Origin of the sequence: Rhizobium mongolense subsp. loessense, from assembly GCF_900099775.1 — a bacterium.
GTDB lineage: Bacteria > Pseudomonadota > Alphaproteobacteria > Rhizobiales > Rhizobiaceae > Rhizobium > Rhizobium loessense.
This window is the reverse complement of record NZ_FMTM01000017.1, coordinates 60,404-76,430: the sequence shown is the minus strand read 5'-3', so window position 1 is coordinate 76,430 and position 16,027 is coordinate 60,404. Positions and strand designations below refer to the sequence as shown.

At 60.2% G+C, this 16,027-nt stretch carries 19 protein-coding genes; 10 read left to right on the top strand and 9 right to left on the bottom strand.

The genetic code is table 11. The features are described from left to right. Positions 1 to 2: 2 nt before the first annotated feature. The gene (locus BLP23_RS30735) at positions 3 to 326 is read right to left on the bottom strand and encodes an antibiotic biosynthesis monooxygenase family protein (RefSeq protein WP_092588483.1); all 324 of its coding nucleotides are present in this window, start codon (positions 324 to 326) and stop codon (positions 3 to 5) included. Positions 327 to 382: 56 nt separating this feature from the next. Next, positions 383 to 667: a BolA family protein gene (locus BLP23_RS30730; protein WP_208603221.1), complete on the bottom strand. Its 285-nt coding sequence runs from the start codon at positions 665 to 667 to the stop codon at positions 383 to 385. Between the two features lie 105 nt (positions 668 to 772). On the opposite strand from BLP23_RS30730, the gene BLP23_RS30725 reads away from it, so the two are divergent. The 4 genes from BLP23_RS30725 to BLP23_RS30710 all read left to right on the top strand — a co-directional run bounded on the left by BLP23_RS30725 (position 773) and on the right by BLP23_RS30710 (position 5,618). Beyond that, positions 773 to 1,387 (top strand): J domain-containing protein, encoded by a 615-nt coding sequence (locus BLP23_RS30725; protein WP_074069857.1) that lies wholly within the window; start codon positions 773 to 775, stop codon positions 1,385 to 1,387. A 309-nt stretch (positions 1,388 to 1,696) separates the two neighbouring features. Next, positions 1,697 to 2,689, top strand: a complete 993-nt coding sequence (gene cobS / locus BLP23_RS30720; RefSeq protein WP_022718065.1) for a cobaltochelatase subunit CobS — start codon at positions 1,697 to 1,699, stop codon at positions 2,687 to 2,689. Between the two features lie 12 nt (positions 2,690 to 2,701). Further along, the gene (gene cobT, locus BLP23_RS30715) at positions 2,702 to 4,603 is read left to right on the top strand and encodes a cobaltochelatase subunit CobT (RefSeq protein WP_092588482.1); all 1,902 of its coding nucleotides are present in this window, start codon (positions 2,702 to 2,704) and stop codon (positions 4,601 to 4,603) included. A 22-nt stretch (positions 4,604 to 4,625) separates the two neighbouring features. Further along, positions 4,626 to 5,618, top strand: coding sequence for an esterase-like activity of phytase family protein (locus BLP23_RS30710; protein ID WP_092588481.1), 993 nt, complete (start codon positions 4,626 to 4,628; stop codon positions 5,616 to 5,618). A 29-nt stretch (positions 5,619 to 5,647) separates the two neighbouring features. On the opposite strand, the gene BLP23_RS30705 is transcribed toward BLP23_RS30710, so the two are convergent. Both BLP23_RS30705 and rpmB read right to left on the bottom strand, forming a co-directional pair. Beyond that, a complete protein-coding gene (locus BLP23_RS30705) occupies positions 5,648 to 6,283 on the bottom strand; it encodes a queuosine precursor transporter (protein ID WP_092588480.1) in 636 nt (211 codons plus the stop codon). A 111-nt stretch (positions 6,284 to 6,394) separates the two neighbouring features. Beyond that, positions 6,395 to 6,685 (bottom strand): 50S ribosomal protein L28, encoded by a 291-nt coding sequence (gene rpmB / locus BLP23_RS30700; RefSeq protein ID WP_022718069.1) that lies wholly within the window; start codon positions 6,683 to 6,685, stop codon positions 6,395 to 6,397. A 239-nt stretch (positions 6,686 to 6,924) separates the two neighbouring features. Here rpmB and BLP23_RS30695 point away from each other — a divergent pair, with 239 nt between their 5' ends. Both BLP23_RS30695 and yddG read left to right on the top strand, forming a co-directional pair. Beyond that, positions 6,925 to 7,701, top strand: a complete 777-nt coding sequence (locus BLP23_RS30695; protein ID WP_092588479.1) for a DUF3108 domain-containing protein — start codon at positions 6,925 to 6,927, stop codon at positions 7,699 to 7,701. A gap of 28 nt (positions 7,702 to 7,729) precedes the next feature. Beyond that, positions 7,730 to 8,623 carry an aromatic amino acid exporter YddG gene (gene yddG / locus BLP23_RS30690; protein WP_092588478.1) on the top strand — a complete coding sequence of 298 codons (894 nt, stop codon included), beginning with the start codon at positions 7,730 to 7,732 and terminating at the stop codon, positions 8,621 to 8,623. Between the two features lie 3 nt (positions 8,624 to 8,626). Here yddG and BLP23_RS30685 read toward each other — a convergent pair whose 3' ends face one another. After that, on the bottom strand, positions 8,627 to 9,049 hold the full coding sequence (locus BLP23_RS30685; RefSeq protein ID WP_092588477.1) for a cupin domain-containing protein: 423 nt from the start codon (positions 9,047 to 9,049) through the stop codon (positions 8,627 to 8,629). After that, positions 9,049 to 9,819 (bottom strand): hydroxyacylglutathione hydrolase, encoded by a 771-nt coding sequence (gene gloB, locus BLP23_RS30680; protein WP_092588476.1) that lies wholly within the window; start codon positions 9,817 to 9,819, stop codon positions 9,049 to 9,051. The genes BLP23_RS30685 and gloB overlap by 1 nt, the downstream gene beginning before the upstream one ends. Before the next feature lie 53 nt (positions 9,820 to 9,872). Between gloB and BLP23_RS30675 the strand changes: the two genes are divergently transcribed. The 3 genes from BLP23_RS30675 (at position 9,873) to BLP23_RS30665 (ending at position 12,775) form a co-directional block, all read left to right on the top strand. Then, a complete protein-coding gene (locus BLP23_RS30675) occupies positions 9,873 to 10,649 on the top strand; it encodes a class I SAM-dependent methyltransferase (protein ID WP_028740099.1) in 777 nt (258 codons plus the stop codon). 87 nt (positions 10,650 to 10,736) lie between these two features. Continuing rightward, on the top strand, positions 10,737 to 11,846 hold the full coding sequence (hisC, locus tag BLP23_RS30670; RefSeq protein WP_092588475.1) for a histidinol-phosphate transaminase: 1,110 nt from the start codon (positions 10,737 to 10,739) through the stop codon (positions 11,844 to 11,846). After that, complete coding sequence (locus BLP23_RS30665; protein WP_092588474.1) at positions 11,843 to 12,775, top strand: prephenate/arogenate dehydrogenase family protein; 933 nt, start codon at positions 11,843 to 11,845, stop codon at positions 12,773 to 12,775. The genes hisC and BLP23_RS30665 overlap by 4 nt, the downstream gene beginning before the upstream one ends. Before the next feature lie 3 nt (positions 12,776 to 12,778). On the opposite strand, the gene BLP23_RS30660 is transcribed toward BLP23_RS30665, so the two are convergent. Beyond that, positions 12,779 to 13,780: a DUF2125 domain-containing protein gene (locus tag BLP23_RS30660; protein WP_092588473.1), complete on the bottom strand. Its 1,002-nt coding sequence runs from the start codon at positions 13,778 to 13,780 to the stop codon at positions 12,779 to 12,781. A 52-nt stretch (positions 13,781 to 13,832) separates the two neighbouring features. Here BLP23_RS30660 and BLP23_RS30655 point away from each other — a divergent pair, with 52 nt between their 5' ends. After that, positions 13,833 to 14,363 (top strand): gamma-glutamylcyclotransferase, encoded by a 531-nt coding sequence (locus BLP23_RS30655; RefSeq protein WP_092588472.1) that lies wholly within the window; start codon positions 13,833 to 13,835, stop codon positions 14,361 to 14,363. Here the strand turns inward: BLP23_RS30655 and BLP23_RS30650 are convergent. Next, positions 14,360 to 15,157 (bottom strand): lysophospholipid acyltransferase family protein, encoded by a 798-nt coding sequence (locus tag BLP23_RS30650; protein WP_092588471.1) that lies wholly within the window; start codon positions 15,155 to 15,157, stop codon positions 14,360 to 14,362. The genes BLP23_RS30655 and BLP23_RS30650 overlap by 4 nt on opposite strands. 87 nt (positions 15,158 to 15,244) lie before the next feature. Continuing rightward, on the bottom strand, positions 15,245 to 15,961 hold the full coding sequence (locus BLP23_RS30645; RefSeq protein ID WP_208603220.1) for a YdcF family protein: 717 nt from the start codon (positions 15,959 to 15,961) through the stop codon (positions 15,245 to 15,247). Positions 15,962 to 16,027 lie beyond the last annotated feature (66 nt).

Below are 16,027 nucleotides of genomic sequence, written 5' to 3'. Positions count from 1 at the left end.
TCTTATCCGGTCGCTCCGTGGCTGGTGAGCAAACGCAGGATCTGCACTTCTTTCGGCAGTTCGATCAAAAACTCGCTGTCGCGTTCCAGGTGATGGATCTTCGTGGGATCGGTGCCGGCAAAGGTGCTCATCGCCTCGATATTCTCCCAATAAGAGATCGTCACGAATTCGCTTTCCGTTTCGCGGTCTTCGCGAAAAGTCTGAACACCAAGTGCTTTCGCGATCAGTGGCTCGATGCCCGCGTCGTAGTTATAGGCTTCGTATTCGTCAGCCTTGGCTCTTGGCGTACGCCCGCGCCAGATGCGGGCAATCGTCGGCTTTGTCATCCCTGTTTCCTCCTTGGTGAAAGGAGGGCAAACGCCTATATGAGGGACGTGTTCCGCTACCAGCTTGTTGTTTCGCCGGGTGCGGCAAGCTCTACGGCGAGCGCATGCAGCCCTGCGTCGAGTTCCGGCTTCAGCAGTTCGGTGACGGCGCGGTGGCGGGCGAGCCTCGTCATTCCTGCAAACTTGGCTGAGACGATGCGCACGCGCATGTGCGTTTCACCGGTGCCGGTGAAGCCCGGCTGATGGCCGGCATGCAGGCGGCTTTCGTTGATGACGCTCAGGCGCTCGGGCGCAAAAGCTTCGGTCAGTTTTTCTTCGATGCGGGTCTCAAGGGTCACGATTCCGTCCAGTTGCTTCGCAAAAAAGGGGGTTCCCACCAAGCCAGCAACATTCGTGTTTGTCAATTCTTGTCGTCGCTTCGCGGCAGGCCCATAATTAGCGCCGTCATGAGACTCGATTCCAAATATTTCGATCGCATCCGCACCCGCCGCAAACGCGAGCAGGAAACAGAGCAGGCTCCTCCGACCTGCCAGTGGGACGGCTGTGATAAAAAAGGCGTGCATCGCGCTCCTGTCGGACGCAATGCCGAAGGGCAGTTCTTTCTTTTCTGCTTCGAGCACGTCAAGGAATACAACAAGGGCTACAATTATTTTTCCGGCCTCTCGGACGGTGAAATCGCCCGCTACCAGAAGGAGGCGGTCACCGGGCATCGTCCGACCTGGACCGTCGGCGTCAACAAGGCGGCGAAGGACAGCCCGCTGCATTCGGACATCCGCTCCGGCGCCTATAGCCGTGTGCGCGATCCTTTCGGTTTCGTCAGCGGTGCCAAGGGCAGCGGTCCGCGCTTTCCCGAGCAGCGCAAGTTGAAGAGCCTGGAGGCCAAGGCCTTCGACACGATGGGGCTGCAGGCAAGTGCCACCTCTGCCGAGATCAAGACCCGCTACAAGGAACTGGTCAAGAAGCATCATCCCGATGCCAATGGCGGGGACCGCGGTTCCGAGGAGCGCTTCCGCGCCGTCATCCAAGCCTATCAATTGTTGAAGCAGAACGGTTTTTGTTAATTCCTGTCCTTGCTCTCCGCCTTCAATCGGGTATGGTCCAAATCGGCTGAGGCCGCAGGCAACCGCGGCATGCATCTGTGCGTTTTGCCAACGCCGCCTTTGCCAACCTTCCGGACGCGGCGTTTCTTGTCCGGGACTTTGTTCCAGAATGCTCGCAAGCGGTCATTATCCCGCCGAGGTTTCGCTTCAGTCCCGGAGAGGTATCGCCGACGTTCCCGCCTTGAACGGGCGCAGAACAAAGCTGCGGCGTCATGGTTGCGAAATGGCCTGATAGTATGGCCGGGTGGAAGCACCCGCCTTGGAGACATGATGAGCAAGATTGACCTTGATATTTCCGAGCTTCCAGACACCACCGTTTCGGTCAGGGAGGTCTTCGGGATCGATTCCGATATCCGCGTTCCGGCCTACAGCAAGGGCGATGCCTACGTTCCGGACCTGGATAACGACTATCTCTTCGACCGCGAGACGACGCTCGCCATTCTTGCAGGTTTTGCCCACAACCGCCGCGTCATGATCTCCGGCTACCACGGCACCGGTAAATCCTCTCACATCGAGCAGGTCGCTGCCCGCCTCAATTGGCCCTGCGTGCGCATCAACCTCGACAGCCACGTCAGCCGTATCGATCTCGTCGGCAAGGACGCGATCGTCGTCAAGGACGGCCTTCAGGTCACGGAATTCAAGGACGGCATCCTGCCCTGGGCCTATCAGCACAATGTCGCGCTCGTCTTCGATGAATATGACGCCGGCCGCCCCGACGTCATGTTCGTCATCCAGCGCGTGCTGGAATCTTCAGGCCGCCTGACGCTGCTCGATCAGAGCCGCGTCATTCGTCCGCATCCGGCCTTCCGCCTCTTTGCGACGGCAAACACCATCGGCCTCGGCGACACCACCGGCCTCTATCATGGCACGCAGCAGATCAACCAGGCGCAGATGGACCGCTGGTCGATCGTCACCACGTTGAATTACCTGCCGCACGACCATGAAGTGAACATCGTCACCGCCAAGGTGAAGAGCTTCCAGAAGGATAAGAACGGCCGCGATACCGTTTCCAAGATGGTCCGCGTCGCCGATCTGACACGCGCTTCCTTCATGAACGGCGATCTGTCGACTGTCATGAGCCCGCGTACGGTCATCACCTGGGCCGAAAACGCCGATATCTTCGGCGACCTCGCCTTCGCCTTCCGCGTCACCTTCCTCAACAAGTGCGACGAGCTGGAGCGTCCGCTGGTCGCCGAGCACTATCAGCGCGCCTTTGGTGTCGAGCTCAAGGAGAGCGCAGCCAACATCGTGCTGGAGGCTTAAGGCCCGTCGATCATGGCATCACGTGGTGACAATTCGAAAGCAAGGCCGAACGGCCCCGTCGACGTCGAGCCCTTGCGGCGCGCGATAACCGGCTGCGTGCGCGCGATTGCAGGCGATGGCGAGGTCGAGGTGACTTTTGCCAACGAGCGCCCCGGCATGACGGCTGAGCGTATTCGGCTACCCGAGCTTTCCAAGCGACCAACGGCGCATGAGCTGGCGGTGACGCGCGGTCTAGGCGACTCCATGGCGCTTCGGCTTGCCTGCCACGATGAAAAAGTGCACGCGACGATGGCGCCGCAGGGCTCTGACGCGCGTGTGATCTTCGACGCCGTCGAACAGGCGCGCGTCGAATCGATCGGCACGCTGCGCATGGAGGGCGTGGCTGCCAACCTGCGTTCGATGACCGAGGAGAAATACTCCAAGGCGAATTTCACCGGCATCGAGCGGCAGGAGGATGCGCCGATCGGCGAGGCCGTCGCCATGATGGTGCGGGAGAAGCTGACCGGCCAGAAGCCGCCGGCCTCTGCGGGAAAGGTTCTTGATCTCTGGCGGTCCTTCATAGAGGAGAAGGCGGGTTCCGAACTCGATGACCTTACAAGCGTCATCAACGACCAGCAGGCTTTCTCGAAGGTGATCCGCCACATGCTCTCCGCCATGGAAATGGCGGAAGACTACGGCGACGACGACAGCGAACCCGACCAGGACAACGAGCAGGATCAGGAAGACCAGCCGAACGGCGACGAGTCGGATCAGGACGAGGTCGATGACGACGCGGGTACCGACGCCGCGCCGGTCGAAGATAGCGAAGTTGCCGACGAGCAGATGGAGGACGGCGAGACCGAAGGCGCCGAGATCTCCGACGACGACATGATGGAAGAGGGCGAGGACGATTCGGAAACACCGGGCGAAACCCGTCGTCCAAACACGCCTTTTGCCGATTTCAACGAGAAGGTCGACTATCACATCTTTACCGAAGAGTTCGACGAGATCATCACCGCCGAGGAGCTTTGCGACGCTGCCGAGCTGGAGCGCCTGCGTGCCTTCCTCGACAAGCAGCTCGCGCACCTGCAGGGCGCTGTCGGCCGGCTCGCAAATCGATTGCAGCGTCGCCTGATGGCGCAACAGAACCGCTCCTGGGACTTCGATCTGGAAGAGGGCTATCTCGATACCGCCCGCCTGCAGCGCATCATCATCGATCCGATGCAGCCGCTTTCCTTCAAAATGGAGCGTGACACGCAGTTCCGCGACACGGTCGTGACGCTGCTGATCGACAATTCTGGCTCCATGCGCGGGCGCCCGATCACCGTTGCAGCTACCTGCGCCGATATTCTGGCCCGCACGCTGGAGCGTTGCGGCGTCAAGGTCGAGATCCTTGGTTTCACGACCAAGGCCTGGAAGGGCGGGCAGGCGCGCGAGAGCTGGCTTGCCGGCGGCAAGCCGCAGACGCCCGGCCGCCTCAACGACCTGCGTCACATCATCTACAAGTCCGCAGACGCGCCATGGCGCCGTTCGCGCACCAATCTCGGCCTGATGATGCGCGAAGGGCTGCTGAAGGAAAATATCGACGGCGAGGCGCTGATCTGGGCGCATAATCGTCTTCTTGCTCGCCGCGAACAGCGCCGCATCCTGATGATGATCTCCGACGGTGCGCCGGTCGACGATTCCACGCTTTCGGTCAATCCCGGCAATTACCTCGAGCGTCATCTGCGCGCCGTGATCGAGCAGATCGAGACCCGTTCGCCGGTTGAACTGCTTGCGATCGGCATCGGCCACGACGTGACGCGCTATTATCGCCGCGCCGTGACCATCGTTGACGCGGATGAGCTTGCCGGTGCGATGACCGAGCAGCTTGCCTCGCTTTTCGAAGATCAGGCAGCGCAGCCGCGTGGCGGCCGTTTGCGACGTGCAAGCTGATGCCGAAGGGAACCGGCGCTTAATGATCCGTCTGTCCCGCGCGGCTTTGCTTGCTCTTTGTCTCGCTGGGGGTGCTTCGATCGCCGTTGCGCGCGAAAGCGCAAGTATCAGCAGCCGCGTCATCTCGACCTTCAAGATTGGCTCCAGCGAGACGAAATTCGGGCCGCTGGAATTCCTTGGCGGGCTGGAGATGGTGTCCGGCAACCGGCTTTTTGGGTCTTGGTCGGCGGTCCGTTTCTTGCCCGACCGGAAGCATTTTGTTGGTGTGCTTGATACCGGCCACTGGCTGACCGGCAGCATCGAGCGCGATCAGCAGGGAAGGCTTTCCGGTCTGTCCGGTGTTGAAATCACGCCTATGAAAAACGGGAGCGGGGATACTTTCGAGGGCAAGGGACGCATGGATGCCGAGGGCCTTGCCCTCAAAAGCGACCAGGTTCTGGTTTCCTTCGAACAGGACCATCGGGTCGAAGCCTACCCCGATCCTGGGTTCGAGACCTCGTCATCGGTTGGCTCGATCCCCATTCTCGTGCCGACACGGTCGCTGCGAAGCGGCCGCGGCTTCGAGACGCTGGCTGTGGCTCCGCCCGAGAGCGCTTTGAAGGGCGCTGCCGTCATCATTTCGGAAGAGAGCCGGGATCGGACGGGGAATATCTACGGCGCGATCCTATCCGGGCCGCTCAAGGGCCGATTCGCGGTGACGCGCAACGGTGATTTCGATCCGACCGATGGCGCCTTTCTGCCGGACGGCGATCTTTTGCTTCTGGAGCGTCGTTTCAACATCGCCAACGGCATCGCTATGCGGATCCGGCGCATCCCGGCAGCAGAGATCAGGCCAGCTGCCGTCGCCGATGGCGACATTTTGTTGACGGCCGATTTCGGGTACCAGATCGATAATATGGAAGGCCTGGACAGTTTTCAGGCGCCGGATGGCAGCACGCATGTGATCATCGTTTCCGATGACAACCATTCCATTTTGGAGCGGAACCTCATGCTGGAATTTCGTCTCACTGAGTAAAGGCTGATCTCGGGGCCGGCCACTGGCGATCAGCTTGCGCGGGCGGGCTGTATCGGCCGCAGCACGTTCATGAGTGCGCCGTAGGGCAGCAGCATGACGAGGCCCATAATCATCTTCACCGAGAAATCGCTGATCGCCCAGGAAATCCAGCGCGGCGCCTGAGCGGCCAATGCACCGAGGATCGGGGCCTGCTCCAGCGCAAACGGATCGTTCGGGCCGAGGAAGACGAAGAAGGCAGCAAAGGCGAAGGAGAAGAAGATTGCCGTGTCGAGCGCCGAGCCGATCAGCGAGCCGAGGAGCGGCGCACGCCACCAGGTCTGGCGGCGAAGGCGATTGAAGACGGCGATATCGAGGAGCTGGCCGGCGAGGTAAGCCGAACCGGAGGCGATCGCGATGCGCGGCACTGATGTGAAGAAGGAAAGCCCGATGCCGACGATAAAGCCGGCGAACACGACCTTGCGTGCTATCTGAGGACCGAACTGGCGATTCGTGAGATCGGTGATCAGGAAAGCGACCGGATAGCTGAACGCACCCCAGGTCAGGATATCGGCGAGGTTGATGCCGGCAACCTCGGCGTTCACAGGAAACTGGACGAGGAAGTTGGAAGCCACAACGACGAGCGTCATCAGAGCGATGTATAGGAGGGTATAGCGAGTCTTCAGCATTTTTTTATCCTGGGTGATGCCACCAGTTGGGTATCGGGCCGGCAAAGCAAAAGGCTTGTCCGGTATTAGCCGTGCAAGCCTTTGAAGCCGTATGGAAGAAGGTGTCGAAGCTTATGCGGCTTCGGCGGTCTTCTTGACAATCTGACGGCGCAGCAGGCGCGCGCGCATTGACAGTTCGTTTTCGCTTGCCTTGATCAGGAAGGCATCGAGGCCCCCGCGATGCTCGACAGAGCGCAGGGCAGCAGCTGAAACACGCAGACGGTAGCGCTGGCCGAGAGCGTCGGAGATCAGCGTTACCTGGCACAGGTTCGGCAGGAACCGGCGCTTGGTCTTGTTGTTGGCATGGCTGACATTGTTACCAGTCAGGACGGCCTTGCCGGTCAATTCGCACACGCGGGACATTGAACACCTATTCTTGTTTTTCTAGGCCATCGATTACGATGCCCCGGCAAACGCGGGTCTGCAATCCAACAGGCCATAATTGGAAAGTTGCGGTTCTATAGTCAGGCCGGCCGCCCGCGTCAAGCCAAACCTTGGCCTTTCCCGCAATTCTGTCAAAAAGCTCGTGTTTGCTTCTATATGCGGCAGGAGTATAGACCGCTGGTGTAGGGCATTGTCTGCCCTTGAAAAAGGCTCTCTTCATGGCTCATCTGGGCAGGCGGATTTTCCTATCGTCAATTGCAGTGCTGATGTCCATCCCGGCCGGCGCAAGCGAGATCCGTCATCGTACGGAATATAGAGTTGCGCTCGGAATCCTGCCGATTGCGCGCGCCGCCTTCGTTACCCAGATCGACGATGATCAGCGCTATCAGGTTTCAGGCAACATCAGTTCGGCGGGCCTTGCCGATCTTGTGACGAACATCGCTGCGAAAACCAACGTCACCGGTGTCCTGCACAACGACCGATTGCAAGCGCAGCGATACTACCTCTATTACAAGAGCGGCAAACGCGCGCGTACCTACGAAGTCCGCTACAGAAACGGCGATATCGTCTCCACGACCGTGAAGCCGGAACGGCGCCAGCCACGCAACTGGGTCAATGTCAAGCCGGGCGATATGCGCTCCGTGCTTGATCCCATCTCCGGGTTGATCTTCCCGGCGGACACGAAGCTCTGCTCGCAGCGCCTGCCGATCTATGACGGCGAGATGCGCATGGACCTTGTGCTTTCGCCAAAGGGATCCGAGGATTTCAAGACGGATGGGTTTTCCGGCAAGGCAACGGTCTGCGGCGTACGTTTCGTACCCAGGTCTGGCTACAGGAAAGGCCGCAAGGATATCGATTATCTGAGCAGAAGCGGCAACATGGAAATCTGGTTTGCAAAGGCGGATGGGGCCAACGTATATGCTCCGGTCTATGTTCGCATTCCGACGCAGTACGGAACGGTGACGATTACCGCGGTGAAATACAGTGCAAACTGACGGAGCAGGTCTCCGTGAAGGGGGACAGGTGAAGCTTCGGGCGACATTGATCGGGTTCACGGCCATTCTGATGTGGTCGTTTCTGGCGCTCTTCACCGCTGCATCCGGCAAGATGCCGCCGTTCCAGCTTTCGGCGATCTGCTTTGCGATCGGCAGCATCCCGGGTATTGCCGTTTTGATCTTCAACCCGTCTCGCGTGGCGCTGCTGAGGCAGCCGGCAAAGGTCTGGATCATCGGAATTGCCGGCCTCTTTGGCTATCACTTCCTCTATTTCACCGCGCTCCGGAACGCGCCGGCGGTGGAGGCCGGCTTGATTGCCTATCTCTGGCCGCTGCTGATTGTCGTCGGCTCGGCGCTGCTGCCGGGCGAGCGGTTGCGCTGGTATCACGTGGCCGGCGCACTCGCCGGGCTCTGCGGCACCTTCCTGATCGTCGGCCGCAACGGCATCGATTTCGACGGTGCATATGCGATCGGCTACGGCGCTGCCTTCCTTTGCGCCTTCACCTGGTCCGGCTATTCGCTGCTGACGCGGCGCTTCGATGCGGTCTCGACCGATGTCGTTACCGGCTTCTGCCTTGCGACATCCATGCTGTCGTTCTTCTGCCATCTCGGGTTGGAAACGACCCTTTGGCCGGAAACGGTTTTCGAATGGATCGCCGTTGCCGGTCTCAGTCTCTTCCCGGTCGGCGCTGCGTTCTATGCCTGGGATTACGGCGTCAAGAACGGCGACATCCAGATCCTTGGTGCGGCAAGTTATGCGGCGCCGTTGCTTTCGACGCTCATCCTGACGATATTCGGCTTTGCCGAGCCTAGCTGGCGCATTGCGCTTGCCTGCCTGCTGGTCACCGGCGGCGCAGTGCTTGCGGCTCAGGAAATGTTCCGCCGTAAAAGCGTCGCAAAACAGATTGCGGCGGCTGAATAGGTCTCAGCCGCCCGGTTTCCAACCCATCGGCGCCATTTCGAATTTCGAAAACTCGAAGCCGGGCGCCACCGTACAGCCTACGAGCGTGTATTCGCCAAGCGTTTCTGCCGATTGCCACCAGTTTGCCGGAATGATTGCTTGGGGACGCTCACCATTTGCCAGGTCGATTCCGAGCATCACGGTTTCGCTTCCCGTGCCGTCTGCGGACCTGTGGAGTGCCAAGGGCGCACCGGCGTAATAATGCCAGACCTCCGCCGCATCGTGGACGCGATGCCAGTGAGAGCGTTGCCCGGCTTTCAGCAGGTAGTAGATTGCCGTCGAGTGCCCGCGATCCTCGCCATTGCCATCGCGAAACGTCTGCACGTACCAGCCGCCTTCCGGATGCGGCTGCATCGAAAGCGCCTCTACAATTTCGTCGGGAGACATCAGAAATTGTCCTTGCGCCTGCGGATCTCCGCAAAGACTTCCTCATTCGTCTTGCTTTCCATCAGGAGATTGCGGCGGATGGCGGGATCGGCAGCGCGAAGAAAGGGGTTGGTTTCCTTTTCCAGGCCCAGCGTCGTCGGGATCGTGAACCTGCCTTCGGCGCGCAGAGCCTCGATCTCAGCAGCACGCGTCTTCAGCCGCTCGTTGTCCGGATCGATCGTCAAAGCGAAACGAGCGTTCGAAAGTGTATATTCATGGCCGAAATAGATCGCCGTCTCGTCTGGCAGTGCGGCCAGCTTCTGCAGCGAATGCCACATATCCGCGGCCGGACGCTCCAAAAGGCGGCCGCAGCCCAGTGCAAAGAGCGTATCGGCGGCAAAAAGCAGCTTGTCGTCAGCGAAATGGTAACAGATATGGCCGACGGTATGGCCCGGCGTTTCGATGACGTTGACCATGTGGTCGCCAAAGAGAAAGCTGTCGCCATCGGCCATCGATTTGTCGAGGCCCGGAATTGCCACGGCTTCGTTGACCGGACCGATGATCTCGCAGCCGAATTGCTCCTTCAGCGCCAGATTGCCTTCGACGTGGTCGGTGTGGTGATGGGTGGTGAAGATGTGCGAAATCTTCCAGCCGCGCCGCTTTGCAGCCGCTGCCACGGCCGCCTCTTCCGGCGCGTCGATCGATGCCGTCAGCCCGGATCCCGGATCATGCGCGAGAACGCCGAAATTATCGGATCGGCAGGGAAAAACTTCTAATTCCAAAGGTTTCATTGTCCAAGCGGCCTCTTTCCCACGAACATGTCCGGAATGTAGAGGCTCCGGCCTTGAAGTCCAATCGCCCGCTGATAACATTTATTGCGATGCACACGGATATCGTTGATCTGCGCCAGTTCTATCATTCCGAGCTCGGCCGCCTTGCCGAGCACTCGATTGCTATGGCGCTGTCGTCGCTTTGGGTGCGCCTGCCGCAGGAGCGGCTCGTCGGCATCGGCTATGCCGTTCCCTTCCTCGACCGGTTCAGCGCCGATACCGAGCGCACCTTCGCCTTTATGCCCGCCGGGCAGGGCGCCGTGAACTGGCCGGTAGGGTCGTTGTCGTCGACCGCACTGATCTTCGATGAAGAACTGCCGCTTCCCGATTCGTCTATTGATCGTGTGCTGATGGTCCATTCGCTGGAATTCGCCGAAAGCCCGCGGGAAACCTTGAAGGAGCTCTGGCGCGTGCTTGCGCCCGGCGGACGCCTCGTCATCGTGGTGCCGAACCGGCGCGGCGTCTGGGCGCGCATGGAACATACGCCTTTCGGCTCCGGGCGTCCTTATTCGCGGGGTCAACTCACGCATCTTCTGCGCGAGACGAATTTCACGCCCGGCGCGACCGCCGAGGCGCTGTTCTTCCCGCCATCGAAGCTTCGCGCGGTTCTCAGCCTTCGCCGCGGCTTCGAACGCATTGGTCGCGCACTCTGGCCGGCCTTTTCGGGCGTCATCATCGTCGAGGCACAGAAGCGGCTCTATCAGGGCCTGCCGGTAGCCGCACGGGCTTCGCGCCGCGTCTTCGTGCCGGTTCTTGCGCCGCATGGTGTTCCGACGACACGCAGCCGTTAAGTCTCACTCGACAAAGGCCGCTTTCCGCTTTATTGCCACAGGGCAATTTCCGGCCGGAATTTCCGGCGTTTTTTCAAGGTCGATCCCATGAGCGTTGAGATGAGCAAGCCTGTTCCGCGTCCCGGTATCCTGGATATTGCAGCCTATGTGCCGGGCAAGGAACATGCGCCGGGCGTCGCCCGCGTCTACAAGCTCTCCTCCAACGAAACGCCGCTTGGTGCGAGCCCGAAGGCCATAGAAGCCTTTCGTGAGGCCGCCGGCCATCTCGAGCGCTATCCGGACGGGCAGGCGATGGAATTGCGCGAAGCGATCGCCGCGGTTCACGGCCTGAATCCGGCTAACATTATGTGTGGCAACGGCTCGGACGAACTGCTCGGCTTGCTCTGCCACGTTTATCTCAGCTCCGGTGACGAAGGCATTATCACCGAGCACGGCTTCCTCGTTTACAAGATTCAGATCATGGGCGCGGGCGCGACGCCTGTCGTGGTGAAGGAGACGGATCATACCGTCGATGTCGACGCGATCCTTGCCGCCGTGACAGACAAGACGAAGATCGTCTTCATCGCCAATCCGGGCAATCCGACCGGCACCTATATCCCGGTCAGCGAAGTCCGCCGCCTACAGGCCGGTCTACCGAAGCATGTCGTCCTGGTGCTCGATGCGGCCTATGCCGAATATGTCCGGCGCAACGACTATGAATCCGGTATCGAGGTCGTCTCCTCGAACGCGAACGTCGTCATGACCCGGACCTTCTCGAAAGTCTATGGGCTTGCCGCGCTCCGCGTCGGCTGGATGTATGCGCCTGCCGAGATCATTGATGCACTGAACCGCGTGCGCGGCCCGTTCAACATGAATACGCCGGCGATCGCGGCAGGTGCCGCGGCGATCCGCGATCAGGCCTTCGTTCAAAAGGCGACCTCCTTCAATCAGATGTGGATTGAGAAGGTTACCGGGGCGCTCGAAACGATCGGTCTCAAGGTCACGCCGTCGGTGACCAACTTCGTCCTCATCCATTTTCCCGATGTCGAGGGCAAGCGCGCTGCCGATGCTGACGATTATCTGACGAGCCGTGGCTATATCCTGCGGGCGGTTCGCAGCTACGGCTTGCCCAATTCACTGCGCATGAGCATTGGCCCCGAAGAAGCCAATCACGGCGTCATCGAAGCGCTCGGCGAATTCATGGGACGCCCGGCATGACAGCGCAGTTTGATCGCATCGCGCTGATCGGCATCGGACTGATCGGCTCCTCGATCGCCCACGATATCAAGCGGCTGGGGCTCGCCCATGAAGTCGTAGTTGCAACGCGCAGTGCCGAAACGCTGAAGCGTGCCGAGGAATTGCAGCTCGGCAGCCGTTATACGACCTCGTCGGCCGAGGCCGCCGAGAATGCCGATCTCGTCATCGTGTCCGTGCCGGTCGGCGCCTCGGAAAGTGTTGCCAGGGAAATCGCACGAAGCCTGAAGCCGGGCGCGATCGTCACCGACGTCGGATCCACCAAGGCGTCGGTCATCGCGCAGATGCAGCCGCATATGCCACCGCACGTGCACTTCATCCCCGGCCATCCGCTGGCAGGTACGGAAAAATCTGGTCCCGACGCCGGCTTCCCAGGCCTTTTCGAAGGCCGCTGGTGCATCTTCACGCCGATTGCGGGCACGGACGAGGGTGCGCTCAAGAAGCTTCGCAAATTCTGGGAAAGCCTTGGTTCCAAGGTCGATGAGATGGACGCCGACCACCACGACAAGGTACTCGCGATTGTCTCGCACCTGCCGCACATCATTGCCTACAATATCGTTGGCACGGCCGACGATCTGGAAACCGTGACGGAATCGGAAGTCATCAAGTACTCCGCCTCCGGCTTTCGCGACTTTACGCGCCTTGCGGCCTCCGATCCGACGATGTGGCGCGACGTCTGCCTGCACAACAAGGATGCGATCCTTGAAATGCTGGCGCGCTTTTCGGAAGATCTTGCCTATCTGCAGCGCGCGATCCGCTGGGGCGAGGGCGACAAGCTTTTCGAGCTCTTCAGCCGCACGCGCGCAATCCGCCGCTCGATCGTCCAGGCGGGACAGGATGTGGACACGCCAGACTTTGGCCGCCCACATGCGCAGGATACGAAGACGAACTGAGCCTCAGATCGGCGGGATCGTGCCGAGTGGGATGAAGCCGCTTACGGTGGCATTGCCGTGCTGAACGACGAGGTCGACCGAAACCTTGTCGCCGCCGACAGCGAGCGCCTTCAGAAGCTTGGCGGCGGTATCGACGGTCTTGGCGATTTCCGGGAGGGCCTGTTTCAGGCTGTCGCGCCAGGGGCCGAGTTGCTCGATCTCCAGCTTGAACTTTCCGGACAAAAAGCCTTGCTCATCGAAGGAGAAGGGGCCTGTCAACGTCATCACCTTGCCGTCGCCGATATCGGCCACGGCCTTGCGCAGCTCTCCGCTTGCCCCATAAAGTCCCTGCGGATCGCTGCCGTCGATCATTCCGCCTCTGCCTGCAAGGGTGATATCGGCGCTCGCGGAGAATTTCGGGAAGACCTGCGGCCAGTCCTTGATGACGGCATTTGCATCCTGGAGTGAGAAGGCACCGTCGAGATCGCCTGCATTCTGGCGGAGGTGGACTTCCGTGCGTCCTGCATCGACATTGACTGTTTGCCCGGTATAGGAGGAGACAGCGGTCGCCTTCAGGCCGTCGATGACCATGGAGGTGCGGTCGATGCCCCTCAGCCTCGTCACCAGGCTGGATTGCAGGTTTGCCCACTGCGCCGAGATCGAAAGGCCGTTTGCCGTGCGGATTTCGGCCGGCGAATCGAGTTCCCAGACGATATGGCCCGGCGCGTAAACCTGCGCTGCGGAACGAAGTTCGCCAAAGGAAGCGGAGACGCCGTTGGTGTTGTCATCCACGCCCACTTTCGAGCAATAGAGGCCAATGCGAAACGGATAGCCGCGAAAGTCGATGTCGGCGCATTCGCCGCTGACGCCCGCCGTGCTGCGCGGCGCAATAACCTTCAGCACGGTTTCCTTGAGGTGGGCGGCTGCGTAAAACCAGCCGCCGGTATAAATCGCGATAACCAGAACGATGCCCAAGCCGAGCAACCAGAATTTTCTGCCGCTACCGGATTGGCTTGACGCTGCCATGATGGTTCTCCAATGGTGAATCGCGAATGGGAATTTCGGTCTGGCGTGCGATATGGACGAATTTTGGGTATTTGGCTACGGATCGCTGATGTGGAATCCGGGCTTCGCGTTTCTTGAACGTTCACAGGCTCTCGTTTACGGCTACCGGCGATCGCTATGTGTCCATTCCTGGGTTCACCGCGGCACGCAGGAAAATCCGGGTCTCGTGCTAGGCCTCGATCGCGGGGGCTCCTGCCGCGGCATAGCGTTTCGCGTGGCCTTGGAGAAGAGGGACGAGGTGATGGACTATCTGCGCGCCCGCGAGCTCGTCACCAACGTCTATCTGGAGCGGCATGTGCCGCTATCGCTTCCCGGTCGACGCAACATCAAGGCAATTGCCTACATCGTTGATCGGGACCACGCCCAATATGCCGGCGCACTCGATGCCGCTGTAGCTGCGCGCACTGTACATGAGGCAAAGGGTCAGTCTGGGTCGAACGACGCCTATGTTTTCAATACGCTCTCGCATCTTAAGGAGATGGGCATTCGCGACCATTGGCTGGAACGGGTCGCCGGCGAGGTAAAGCGGCTGCGGGCCGCTTAGGCAGAAGCGGCCGTTGCCTTGCGCAATTGCGCCAGTCTCTCGATGGCGGTCGGCGGCAGTGGCAGGTGCGGATTGCGCGTGACCGTATCGACCAGCAGTTCGTCGCTCGCCTTCTCCGTCACATCGACTAGATGCTCGAAGAACGAATCCGGATCCATGCCCGGCGGGATGGCAGGCAGGATGCGAACCTTGAAATGGCCGGGAAGGCGCACGGCACTGCGGCGCGGCCAGAAAAGGCCGGGATGCATGGCCACCGGCACGACCGGAATGCCGAGATCCCGATACATGCGGGCAATGCCGTATTTGTAGAGCGGTTCTGCGCCCGGAGGCCGGCGCGTACCTTCCGGATAGATGATCAGCTGACGGCCCGTCGCAAGCTCTTCCTTGGTGCGCTTCAGCACCTCGACCATCACCTTGCCGCGTGCGCCGCGATCGACCGGGATCATCCGCTGTTTTTTCGCATACCAGCCGAAAAGCGGGATCCACATCAATTCGCGCTTGAGGATGTAAACCGGGTCTTTCAACCAGGGCAGCAGTGCATAGGTGTCCCAGAAGGATTGGTGCTTAGGGGCGAGGATGTAGCTGCCGTCCGGTAGGTTCTCTATGCCATCGATCTCGAAGGTCGTCCCGACGATCTTTTCCATCAGCCAATGGTTCGAAAGCGCCCAATTCTTGGGGATCGCATAGGCGGTCTTGCGGGGCACGACGAAATAATAGGGCGAAAGCACGATCATCCGGATGATGAGGTTGGCGTAGAAGATCGTGTTGAAGAGAACGGAACGCAGGGCGATCATGAAATTTTCCAAAGCCAGTATCCGCACAAACGGCGGGCTGGCCCTGCCTACACGATAATGGCTCTCATAAAAAGCGCTTGATGGAAATCAGCCCGGACCCGTGATGCTTGCCGAGCGAAGGCCGGGATGGCGCCCGAAGCCGGTGATGTTGCGCGCGCCTGCCAGAAGCACCTTGGCATATTCGGCGAGCATGACGCGAAGCGCATTTGGGTCGGTGAACCAGGCCCTGGTCTTCAGGTCGGAGTTGACGACCGGGTAGGGGATGAACTGCGTATCGGCATCGACGTAGGCGAGTTCGGCGAGACTGCGTGGCATGTGGTAGTTGTTGGTGACGACCAGAACGCTCTTGTAGCCTTTGGCATGGATCCAGTTTGCGGCTTCCTGCGCATTGCCGATCGTGTCGATCGCGTCATAGCCGATGTCGACGCAGCAATCGAAAAGATCAGCGGACGCCGATGTGGTTTTGCGAATCTGTCCCGGCGTTGTCGACGGATGAACGCCCGATATGAGCAGCCGCTTGCCCGCGCCTTTCTCCAGCAGTTCGACGGCTTGGTCGATGCGCTGATAGCCGCCTGTCAAAACGACGATGGCATCGGCCTTCGGTTCTGCCGGAGGTTTCAAGGTGGTTACGGAATCGGCGAACCGCAGGAAGCCGACGAAAAGCAGCGCGGTCGCCAGGACGAAGGCGAATCCGCCCCATCGCAACATCCGGCGTAGGGGACCACGACGCAAGGTTTCGACACCGTAGCTGGCAAGCGCCGGGTCGGGACGAATCGGAGTGCGTCTAGTGTGGCCCATGGTCATAAATCGTGAATATATGCAGATTGCGGCAGGGAACAGACACTTTCGTGGCAAAAAAGACTGAGCCGT